The 9,843-nt window shown below is 60.3% G+C and carries 9 protein-coding genes and 1 pseudogene; 3 read left to right on the plus strand and 7 right to left on the minus strand.

Going from position 1 to position 9,843, the window contains the following annotated elements:
- The first annotated feature begins 23 nt into the window (after positions 1 to 23).
- Together T18_RS19310 and T18_RS19315 are read left to right on the plus strand one after the other, a co-directional pair.
- Complete coding sequence (locus T18_RS19310; protein ID WP_038494548.1) at positions 24 to 737, plus strand: GntR family transcriptional regulator; 714 nt, start codon at positions 24 to 26, stop codon at positions 735 to 737.
- Between the two features lie 35 nt (positions 738 to 772).
- Entirely contained in the window at positions 773 to 1,696 is a 924-nt protein-coding gene (locus tag T18_RS19315) for an SMP-30/gluconolactonase/LRE family protein (protein ID WP_038494550.1), read from the plus strand.
- A 149-nt stretch (positions 1,697 to 1,845) separates the two neighbouring features.
- Here the strand turns inward: T18_RS19315 and T18_RS19320 are convergent, their stop codons facing one another.
- The 5 genes and pseudogenes from T18_RS19320 to T18_RS19340 form a co-directional block, all read right to left on the minus strand.
- A complete protein-coding gene (locus T18_RS19320) occupies positions 1,846 to 2,442 on the minus strand; it encodes an NUDIX domain-containing protein (RefSeq protein WP_038494553.1) in 597 nt (198 codons plus the stop codon).
- A gap of 27 nt (positions 2,443 to 2,469) precedes the next feature.
- The gene (locus tag T18_RS19325; RefSeq protein WP_038494556.1) at positions 2,470 to 3,315 is read right to left on the minus strand and encodes a PhzF family phenazine biosynthesis protein; all 846 of its coding nucleotides are present in this window, start codon (positions 3,313 to 3,315) and stop codon (positions 2,470 to 2,472) included.
- Between the two features lie 43 nt (positions 3,316 to 3,358).
- Positions 3,359 to 4,141, minus strand: a complete 783-nt coding sequence (locus tag T18_RS19330; protein WP_038494558.1) for a pyrroline-5-carboxylate reductase — start codon at positions 4,139 to 4,141, stop codon at positions 3,359 to 3,361.
- Positions 4,142 to 4,286: 145 nt separating this feature from the next.
- Positions 4,287 to 4,770, minus strand: a pseudogene (locus T18_RS27200) (FAD-dependent oxidoreductase); the annotation flags it as partial.
- A gap of 1 nt (position 4,771) precedes the next feature.
- Positions 4,772 to 5,629 (minus strand): LysR family transcriptional regulator, encoded by an 858-nt coding sequence (locus tag T18_RS19340; RefSeq protein ID WP_003518061.1) that lies wholly within the window; start codon positions 5,627 to 5,629, stop codon positions 4,772 to 4,774.
- A gap of 142 nt (positions 5,630 to 5,771) precedes the next feature.
- On the opposite strand from T18_RS19340, the gene T18_RS19345 reads away from it, so the two are divergent.
- Positions 5,772 to 7,292 (plus strand): MFS transporter, encoded by a 1,521-nt coding sequence (locus T18_RS19345; RefSeq protein WP_038494561.1) that lies wholly within the window; start codon positions 5,772 to 5,774, stop codon positions 7,290 to 7,292.
- A 25-nt stretch (positions 7,293 to 7,317) separates the two neighbouring features.
- Here the strand turns inward: T18_RS19345 and T18_RS19350 are convergent, their stop codons facing one another.
- Together T18_RS19350 and T18_RS19355 are read right to left on the minus strand one after the other, a co-directional pair.
- A complete protein-coding gene (locus tag T18_RS19350) occupies positions 7,318 to 8,499 on the minus strand; it encodes an acyl-CoA dehydrogenase family protein (RefSeq protein ID WP_003518063.1) in 1,182 nt (393 codons plus the stop codon).
- A 112-nt stretch (positions 8,500 to 8,611) separates the two neighbouring features.
- Positions 8,612 to 9,715, minus strand: a complete 1,104-nt coding sequence (locus T18_RS19355) for an LLM class flavin-dependent oxidoreductase (RefSeq protein WP_003518064.1) — start codon at positions 9,713 to 9,715, stop codon at positions 8,612 to 8,614.
- Between the last annotated feature and the right edge of the window lie 128 nt (positions 9,716 to 9,843).

The raw sequence follows: 9,843 nt of genomic DNA on the forward strand, positions 1-9,843 counted from the left end.
AGAGAAAGACATTTGGAGAGCGTATGCCAAAGATCCCGATGACAGGCGGCACGGTGCCGATGATGGAACGACTGGATTTCAACCGACCGGTTGTGGACCAGATCTATTCGGCGCTGAAATCTGCCATCCTTTCGCGGGAGCTGTTTCCGGGCCAGGCCGTGTCGGAAAACGAGATTGGCCAGTCCTTCAACTCCAGCCGCACCCCGGTGCGCGAGGCGTTGAGCCGGCTGCGAGATGACGGTTTGATCGTCACCCTGCCGAGCCGCGGGACCTATGTCTCCAGACTGTCGGACAAAAATATCCGCAGCGCGCAGTTCATTCGTGAGGCGCTGGAGGTTGCCGCTGCCCGCAGGCTCTGCCAGACCGGCATTCCGGCCGAAGCGGACCAGGAAATCCTGCATGCGCTGGAAGGCCAGCGTGTGGCGATGGAGCTTGGCGACAAAAAGGCCTTCCGTATCCATGACGACCAGTTCCACAGCGCCCTTGCCGCCGCAACCGGCCTCGAAAGGCTGGAGACCCTGTTGATCCGGGAAAAGGCTGGGCTAGACCGCCTGCGAGCGCTGGCGATTACCGACGAAGCACACATGGCCAGACTGCTGACGGAGCATGAGGCCGTCTACAATGCAATAAAGGCGCGTGAGGAGGAGAGCGCGGTGGATTATCTGCGCCAGCATCTCCGCCGCGTCCTCGGCATTCTGTCGCAGATCTTCGAAGCACATCATGAATATTTCGAATAACGCCACGCTGCGCAATTCAACGGTTCAGACAGAAAATGACAACAGCAAATTTCGACAACGCGCCTGCGATCGATCAGGCCGGACTACTGTGCGACGAAATCAGCATTCTCGCGGAAAGCCCGGTGTGGGACGAAAGACGCCAGGTCCTGTTCTGGTGCGACATTCTTGGCAAGAAGCTACGTTCAGCTGGGCTGGGCGGCGTCCAGTATCGTGAATGGACGTTCCCGGAAACCGTCTCCAGTCTCGGGCTCTGTCAGAGCGGTGATCTGATTGTCGCTTGCGGGATGGACATACTCATCCTCAATCCGGAAAGCGGCGCGCGGCGCACCCTTCATTCCATTTCCGCACCTCAAGGCATCGCCTGCCGGCTGAATGACGGACGTGTGGGTCCGGATGGAGCTTTCTGGGTTGGCACCATGCACAATGTCCCGCTTTCGCAGATGCAGCCCCACGGAGAGCTCTGGCGTATTACGAATAACGGGGCCGAACGTATTCAGACCGGACTGACATGTCCCAACGGCCTCGCTTTTTCGCAGGACGGTTCCGTCATGTGGCAAAGCGATTCCGTGCAGAAATGGATACGCAGGCGGAATTTCGACAAAACCAACGGTGTATTTGATGAAGGCGTGCTCGTCGCACAAATGCAGGAAGAGACCGGAAGGCCCGATGGTGGCTGCCTTGACATAAGCGGCCAATATTGGAGCGCGGGTGTCTCTGCCGGCGTTTTGAACATTTTCTCGGAAGACGGCAGTCAACAGATCGGGACAATACGGATGCCTGTTCCGCATCCAACGATGCCTTGCTTTGGCGGGCCGGATTTCGGCTCGCTTTTCGTCACATCGCACCGCCATAACATGACGGAAGACAGGCTGAGCGAGGTACCTCTTTCCGGTGGCGTTTGGGTCATTCCGTCCGGCATCAAGGGCTTCCCCGCATTCCGTTTTGAGGATGGCAGGTGAAGCCCAAATCGTAAGTCTTTGATCTTTGCCGCCCCTCCAACGCAAGTGATGGGTTTCGGCCAGTCTACGGCAGGCAAATTCGTCCTGTTCATCCTGTAGTCTGGCCGGTAATCAGCATCGGGTCCGCATTGGTAATATTGCGGTCGGGATCAGCGTGTTCCGTGCTTTTCCTGCAAAAGCCGGATGGTGAGGTGCTGCAGCAGAATGATGGTCTTGGCGTCGCGAATATCGCCGCGGCCGATCATCTGCATAGCCTCTGGCAGAGCGATTTCCAGCACGTCTATGTCTTCTCCCTCGTCCGCCGAGCCGCCGCCTGCGCCCACTTTATGGTTCTCGGCATATTCGCCGTAGAAAAAGGCGAGGTATTCGGTGACCGATCCGGGGCTCATATAGATATCGAACAGATGGGTGAGTTCGGAAACCTCATAACCGGTCTCCTCCATCAGTTCCGCACGCATGCGCGCTGCCGGTTCAGCGCCTTCCAGCAGCCCCGCCGGTGTCTCGATCAGCGACTCGAGGCCGCCGTTCAAGAGAACCGGCAAACGGAACTGGCGGGTGAGCAAAACATGGTCGTTTGCGGGGTTGTACAACAGGCATGTCGCTCCGTTGCCGCGATCATACGCCTCACGGGTCTGCCGTTGCCAGCTTCCGTCCCTTAGCTGAAGTTCATACTCATATTTGGTCAGCCGTCCCCAATCATCCGCCAATACGCGTTGCGAAATCGGGCGGTAAACACTGCTATTCATCAAGTCACCTCGTCATTATCTGTCTTTTCAAAGGCCGTGCAGCCGGCCTTCGACTTGCGTGCGTGTCTCGCCGCCGACCCATATCTGGCCGGTATCATCGCGGGTCAGGTAAATGCGGCCTTGACGGCCAAGACGTGTGCCCTGGGCGGCGACATAGTCTTCCGCGACCACGCCTGTCGCAAACAGCCATTGCGCCAGCGAGGCGTTGAGGCTTCCGGTGACAGGATCCTCGGCGATGGCGCCCAGATGATCGCTGAAGAAGGCGCGAACCTCGAAGGCGGCTTCGCCGCCATTTGCGTGCGGACCAACGACGCCAACGTCAATGCGGCCGGGCCAGCTGCGGACCGGCTCAAGGGCAAGCACCTTCTCAGCCGATGCCAGCCTGATCCCCAACCAGCCGGGGCCATTGTCGATCCATGCGGCATCAACGATGTCGCGTGTCTCTATTCCCAGCAGCTGCCGGGCCTCTTCCAGCTCTGCGGGTGTCGGCGCGCCGGAACGGATAAGGGGCGGAGCGGCAAAGGAAAGTCGACCGTGCGCGTGCCGGATCGTGACCAGACCGGCACCGCACTCCTGAACGATGCCCGTTTCGCTTTTGGGCAGGCCGTTTTCGCAGAGCCAGGCATGGCAAGTGCCGAGCGTAGGGTGTCCGGCAAAAGGCATCTCCCGGTCCAGTGAGAATATCCGGACACGGTAATCAGCCTGAGGGTGGGTGGGCGGCAGCAGAAACGTGGTTTCGGACAGATTGAACCACCGCGTCAATCGCTGCATGTCATCCGTGGTCAAGGTGTCTGCACCCGTGACGACCGCCAGCGGATTGCCAGAAAGCGGGCCGGAGCCGAATACATCGATCATATGGATAGCAAAGGTCATGGCATCGTTCTTTCAGTTCGGATCAATTGTCGGCGCGGACTGTCTATTGCGTAATCCGTTCCAGCACGCGGCTCAATGCCCGCTTCAATGCGCTCGAACCGCCATTGCCGTCAAAGTCCTGAAGAACCTGCTCGTTCAAGCCACCCTTGGTGGCGAATTCGCGGCTGAGATCGGTGAAGTCCGTGTCCCTGCCGGCAAGCAGCGCCACTTCGGAGAGGCCGGCGAAGAGGGGTGCAAGATAGGCGCGGCCCTTTTCTTCCGGCAGGCCGTTTTCGGCCAACCACGCCGTCGTCTGTTGCAGAATGCCGAAATAGGTTGCCATCAGGGCGCTTGCGGCGGCGAGAAGGTCGTATTCCGCCTTTGTTTCACATTCCACCGCATTGCCGAGCACGTTGAAGATCGCGGCGGTATCCGCATCGGAGGGGTAAACGGCCGTGACGCCTTTGCGGCGGGCGACAAAGGGCAGCGGGATCGCCTGGGTCAAACGCACATCCGCGCCGATCCAGTCAAGAAGTGCCTGTCGACCGGTTGCGGCAACGACGCTTATGACCTTCTGCCCCTCGCGAAACCGCAGCGGCCGGATGACCTCTTCGGCAATCTGCGGGCGGATGGCCAGCACGACGGTATCGCAGCCGTCAACAATCGCCTGATTGTCGCTTGAGACAATCACCTGCGGGAAATCTGCGGCAAGCCTGGCCGAGATATCCGCGCTGCGCTGGGACGCCATGACATGCGGCACGGCGGCAGGCGTGCTGAGCAGCCCCCGCACCATCGCATCGGTGATAGCGCCGGTTCCGATAAAGCCGATTTTCTGGGGAACGGACATGATGACTCCATTGCATTGATAGGAAGGAACGATACATCGGTCCGGCTCATGCAGGAAGGCGATGAAACAATCTCGAGATTGCCGGGGGCTGGCATATCTGCCGAAGAAATGGCTTGGCAACCGGATCGGCCACTTCACATACCCGTCAAATCTCTCCGAACCAACGGGCTGCAGCCCTTGCGAATTCCTCCTTGTCCGGAACAGACTCCGTGGCCCAGGCGACGATACCATCGGGGCGCACCAGGACTGTGCTCAAGCCCAACTGGTCGATGGCATTGCCGGCGACATAGGAGATCCGGCCGTTCCAGCGGCCTGCCAGCGCTTCAAGCGATGCGTCCGCGCTAAAATTCAAAAGCAGTCCTTTGCCCTCTCTCAGAAGTTCGCCGGTCCTCCTCCCGTCCGCCAGTGCGAAGTCCGGAACGCTGCAGCCCACCAGCGGATGGTTGCCGCCTAGCTCGTAGCGGAGGGAAATGCCCCATACGCGCTCGGCGAAATATGTAGCCATCGCGGGTCTCGATGAGATCGCGGATGATGGCTTCCAGCGCCCGTGTGCTCCGGCTTGGGCGCATCAGTGCGACCTGGGCGCGCGACCAGTCAAGGACCTGTGCACCCACTGGGTGTCGCTCACAGTCACGGTCGATGTTCCCGGAAAGCGGCGGCCAGTGTGCGCAGCGCCTCACGGGATCTGCTGTCGGTAAGGGTCGAGAACATCACGATCTCGGTGGAAGGCAGCGGCGGGAGGCTGAAACGCTGGCTGACCTCGATTGTACCGGGTGGCGCCAGGCGGCAGGAGAATGCCGAAATGGCGAGACCTGCCGAAACGGCCGCGGTCACCATCGATGAGGTGCCGCCAAGAAAGACTTCCGTCCACGCGATGGCGGCGGAATCAAGAGCACGGGCGGCGATGTCACGTACACCGCAGGCGGGCGAAAGCGCGGCCAGTCGCAGCGGCTCGCCCTGACGATGTTCGAATTGCGGGGCTGCGAACCAGCCGAAATGCTCTGGCCCGAGCACTTCGCCATCACGCCTGTCATCCTCGCGCCGGATGATTGCAGCATCGATCTCGCCGCGGTCGAAGGCATCCAGCAACGTGCGGGAATTGTCCATCCGCACTTCTATCGTCAGTCCCGGATCGTGCGCGTTGAGCCGCGCCAGCAGCGTTGGCACTTCCGGCCCTGCAACATGGGCGGCTATGCCAAGGCCAAAGCGTCGGCGCGTGGAAAAAAGCCCTGCCATGGCGCGATCATGCGCGGCAAGGAATTCGCGGGCTGGTGTTAGAAACACTGCGCCTTGCGCGGAAAGGCGCACCGAGCGCGGCGTCCGTTCAAGAAGCCGCTGGCCGAGCCGGTCTTCCAGCCGCTTGAGCTTGACGCTGATGGCTCCCTGCGTGGTTCCGAGCGTTTCGGCAGCGCGGGTGAAGCTCTGCAGATCGGCGATGGTGACGAAAGCCTGAACGGCATCCACATCCAGAGTGGTCACTTTAATCATCCAAATTTGTTGTCTCTGAAATATCCAAGCATCCAATTCAGTTATGGTCAAGCTTTCACTAATTTGCCTTGGACTCTGCAAAACACGGATCGAAGCGTGCATGTCTTCTGATGCTTCAGTCCAAACCACGAAAGGCTGAAGAATGACCCTTGCCGTTACCGCCCCAACCCGGAGTAGAAGTGCCATTGCGCTCGCCGCCGTCTGTCTCTCCGCTCTGATGTTCGGGCTGGAAATCTCCAGCGTGCCGGCGATCCTGCCGACGCTCGAGCAGGTGCTGCACGCGGATTTCCGGCAGCTGCAGTGGATCATGAACGCCTATACGATCGGCGTGACGATGGTGCTGATGGCAACCGGCGCGTTGGCCGACCGCTTCGGTCGCAAACGCGTCTTCATCGCGACCATCGTCGCTTTCGCCATTTCCTCCCTCGCCTGCGGCATGACTGAAAGCGTGGCGGTGCTGATCGGCGCACGCTTCCTTCAGGGACTAAGCGGTGGAGCGATGCTGGTATGCCAGATCGCCATTCTGTCACATCAGTTCCGCACGGCCCGCGAGCGTGGAATGGCTTTCGGCTGGTGGGGTATTGTCTCCGGCGTCGGGCTGGGTTTCGGGCCGATCATCGGCGGAGCCATCGTTGCGCTGTGGAGCTGGGAGTGGGTATTCCTCGTTCACGTGGCCCTCGGCATCCTGACACTGTTCCTTGCCGCAAGCGGTGTGGAAGAATCGCGTGATCCGGATGCGGCCCGTCTTGATCTTGCCGGTATCGCCACACTCTCGGTTGCCGTGTTCTGCCTTGCGTTTTTCATCACCCAAGGACCGGAACTCGGCTTTGCCAGTTCAAAGGCACTTCTGATCCTTGGTCTATCAGTCGCGAGTTTCATCGCCTTCGTGATCGTCGAAAAGCTCACGCCAAGGCCGATGTTCGATTTCTCCGTATTTCGCATCCGGCCATTTTCCGGCGCGATTATCGGCTCGGCGGCGATGAACATCAGCTTCTGGCCGTTCATGATCTATCTGCCGATCTGGTTTCAGGCGGGCCTTGGTTATGACAGCGTCACCGCCGGTCTCGGTCTGCTTGCCTATACGCTGCCAGCGCTGGTCGTACCGCCGTTGGCCGAGCGTCTGTCGCTGCGTTATCAACCCCGTCTTGTCGTCCCGGCCGGTCTGTTCACCATCGGTCTCGGTTTCATGCTGATGAAACTTGGCAGCAGTGTCGCAGATGCGAGCTGGCTCACCATGCTGCCCGGCTGCATCCTGTCCGGTGTCGGGCTTGGCCTCACCAACACGCCGGTCACCAATACGACAACCGGTGCCGTTCCCGCTGCCCGTTCCGGCATGGCCTCCGGCATCGACATGAGCGCGCGAATGATCTCGCTTGCCATCAACATCCCGATCATGGGCTTCATTCTGGTTGAGGGCGTCTGGTCGTCGCTTAGGGCCAACCTGCCGTCCGGCGCGGATTTGCCCGCCCTGCGTTCGCTCGCGGAGAAGATCGCGGCGGGAACCGCGGGATCGTCGGTGGAGCGTGTTTCGGATGCACTCGTCCATCAGGCACTCGCAGACGGTTTCGGTCTGGTCATGCTTTATGCCGGCATCAGTGTCTGGTTGCTCGCCGCTCTGAGCTTTGTGATCTTCGGCCCGGCGCGAAAGCTTGCCCACGGTTAGTGGTGCCCTGGCGCTGGGACGATAGTCAGGCGGATTTCAGGATTTGCAGTCCTGCCGAAGGTTGGGCGGCCGCAGTCTCCTCGCGGCTCCAGCGGCCAAAGGCGGAGCGGCCCAAAATCGCAATCGACGTATCCTCCTGCGGCGCATGGACGAGCACCGTCTGGATGTCGCGGAAATGTCGTTCGAGGCCCAGTTCGCTACCAAGACCTGGATTGCCGATGCCGCGCACTGCGATCTCGACGGCATCACGCAGCTGCCGGCCGGCAAGCAGCCTTGCCCTGATGAATCCTTCCGCATCGCCATTGTTGTTTTCGAGCGTGCCGAAAATGATCTGGCGGGCGCCTGAGACCAGAAGATCGATTTCGCCTGAAAGCGTTATGAAACGTTCCGTGCGGGCGATGGGATGGCCGAGATTGGCCGGCACACGCTCATGCGCGAAGCGGATGAACTTGGCCTGAGCGGCTTCTGCCACGCCGAGGTAAAGCGCTGTCAAAGCCAGCGTGAGTGCCGCATGCGCCCGGTTGTCCTGCTGGGCGACCGATGGATCGACGAGGTCGATGACGTTTTCCGCCGGGATTTCGACATTGGCATATTCGACATCGTGCGATCCCGTAGCGCGCATGCCGAGGCTCTGCCAGTTCTCGATGACCTTGATGCCCGGCAACCCGTTCGGCACCACGAATGTTCCCACCCGCGCCGGCGTTTCGTCAGTATGCGCCCAGACAAGGAAATGCGTGAGACCATATGCGCCCGTCACGAAGCGTTTTCGGCCCGTGATAGACCAGCCATTGTTTGTCCGGCGGGCGAGCGTCGCGGGCAGGCCACCGCGCGCCGGCGACCCCAGCTCCGGCTCGACACGCGCGGCATTGAGCAGCAACGGCCGTTGTTTGGCGTCCGTCAGAAGCCGCCGGTAGAGATCTTCGGGCCAGTGGTTTTTCGCGGCCTGGGCGAGATGGGTAAAGATCGTCATGGCGCTGATCAGCGCCACAGAAGGATCGCCCCGGCCAAGTGCCGCGAGAATGTGGGCGGTATCGGCAAGCGTCGCTCCCTGGCCGCCATAACGTGTCGCAACCGTGCTTTCGAGGAGGCCGCTTTCGTGAACGGCACGGATACCCGTCCAGGGAAACTGGCCAGTCTGGTCCGCATCCGGTGCGGCCTGTTCAAGGATGCGAGCGGTTGCGTCTAGGACAGTTGGGTCATGAGACATGCGTGGTCGAGGCTCTCTGGCTGTGGGGAATACCATTTCCCCATCAGGGGCGATTGGCTCCGTCTGCACTTCAAAAAAATGCCCGGTCAGGCGACCGGGCCGGATCGCGGCATCATGCAGCGGTCTTTTTCTTCGCATCTTCCCGTTCGCGAATGCCTTCGCGGACAAGCGGCAGGATGTAGCGGCCATAATCCACCGCGTCGTTGTAATTGTCGTAGCCGCGGATCGAGATCAGGTCAGCGCCAAGATCGATGTAGTCGAGGATGGAATCCGCAATGGTGCGTGGCGAACCGACCAGCGCAGTGGTGGCGCCGCTGGCATTGGTGGCGGTGACCGTCGGATACCAGAGGGCGCGATCATGCACATCGCCGCGTGCGGCGATTTCCAGAAGCCGTTGCGAACCGACATTGGCCGGGCGCGGCGCGTTGAGCGGTGCGCGTGTTACACCTTTCTGGCGGTTCTCGTTCAACCGATCCAGAGTTCTGTGAGCCTTTTCCCAGGCAAGCTCATCCGTCTCGGCGACGATTGGCCGGAATGTGACCCAGATCCGGGGGCGATCCGTGCGGCCCGCCTTTGCGGCTTCCGCATAGACCCGCTCGATCTGCTGCTTGGTTTCGGCAAGCGGCTCTCCCCACAGGCCGAAGATATCGCAGAGCGAACCACCGATGCGATAGGCGGCGTCCGAGGAGCCACCGAGCGAAATCGGAATAAGCCCGTTTGTGGGCCGCACCGCGCTGCGGAATTGCTTGAACTGGTAATATTTTCCGTCGAAGTCGAAGGGCTCTTTCGAGGTCCAGGCCAGGCGCAGGATGCGGATATATTCCTCCTGGCGCTCATAGCGTTCTTCCTTGTTGAGGAAGTCGCCTTCACGCGCCTGTTCTTCATCGCTGCCGCCGGCAATGAAGTGCACCACGACACGTCCACCACTCAACTGATCGAGCGTCGCGAGCGACTTGGCCGCAACTGTGGGATAAACCGTGTTCGGCCGCAGGGCGACGATGATCTTGATGTTTTTCGTGTGCGCGAGCACCGTGGCGCCCAGCGTGAAAGGATCGAAAGACGATGAGGAGTAAGGGATCAGCGTATAGTTGAAACCGTAATCATCAAGGGCGCGGGCATAGCGCTCCAGAAAAACAGGATCCACAGGTGCGTCTGGAACGGGGTTTAGATCGTTCGATGCATTGGGAAAGCTTACGCTGATAAATTCCGCGGACATGGGCGCTCCTTCAGGTTCAATGCAAGCATGTTAGGGCGCGGCGCATGAGCGAGGAAGACAGGTCTTTCTTTTTCTATCGAATATGTAGAAAATATTCCCTGCGACGGCCTTCGATATAGGACCAGCAA

The organism is Rhizobium sp. TBD182 (assembly GCF_001950375.1).
GTDB classification, from domain to species: Bacteria; Pseudomonadota; Alphaproteobacteria; order Rhizobiales; family Rhizobiaceae; genus Agrobacterium; species Agrobacterium tumefaciens.

What these genes read in the sequence shown, in the direction of transcription:
- T18_RS19325 (WP_038494556.1), bottom strand. Translation starts at nt 3,315, where the DNA reads ATGACCTTTGCTATCCATATGATCGATGTATTCGGCTCCGGCCCGCTT.
- T18_RS19350 (WP_003518063.1), bottom strand. Translation starts at nt 8,499, where the DNA reads ATGTCTCATGACCCAACTGTCCTAGACGCAACCGCTCGCATCCTTGAA.
- T18_RS19320 (WP_038494553.1), bottom strand. Translation starts at nt 2,442, where the DNA reads ATGAATAGCAGTGTTTACCGCCCGATTTCGCAACGCGTATTGGCGGAT.
- T18_RS19315 (WP_038494550.1), top strand. Translation starts at nt 773, where the DNA reads ATGACAACAGCAAATTTCGACAACGCGCCTGCGATCGATCAGGCCGGA.
- T18_RS19340 (WP_003518061.1), bottom strand. Translation starts at nt 5,629, where the DNA reads ATGATTAAAGTGACCACTCTGGATGTGGATGCCGTTCAGGCTTTCGTC.
- T18_RS19355 (WP_003518064.1), bottom strand. Translation starts at nt 9,715, where the DNA reads ATGTCCGCGGAATTTATCAGCGTAAGCTTTCCCAATGCATCGAACGAT.
- T18_RS19310 (WP_038494548.1), top strand. Translation starts at nt 24, where the DNA reads ATGCCAAAGATCCCGATGACAGGCGGCACGGTGCCGATGATGGAACGA.
- T18_RS19345 (WP_038494561.1), top strand. Translation starts at nt 5,772, where the DNA reads ATGACCCTTGCCGTTACCGCCCCAACCCGGAGTAGAAGTGCCATTGCG.
- T18_RS19330 (WP_038494558.1), bottom strand. Translation starts at nt 4,141, where the DNA reads ATGTCCGTTCCCCAGAAAATCGGCTTTATCGGAACCGGCGCTATCACC.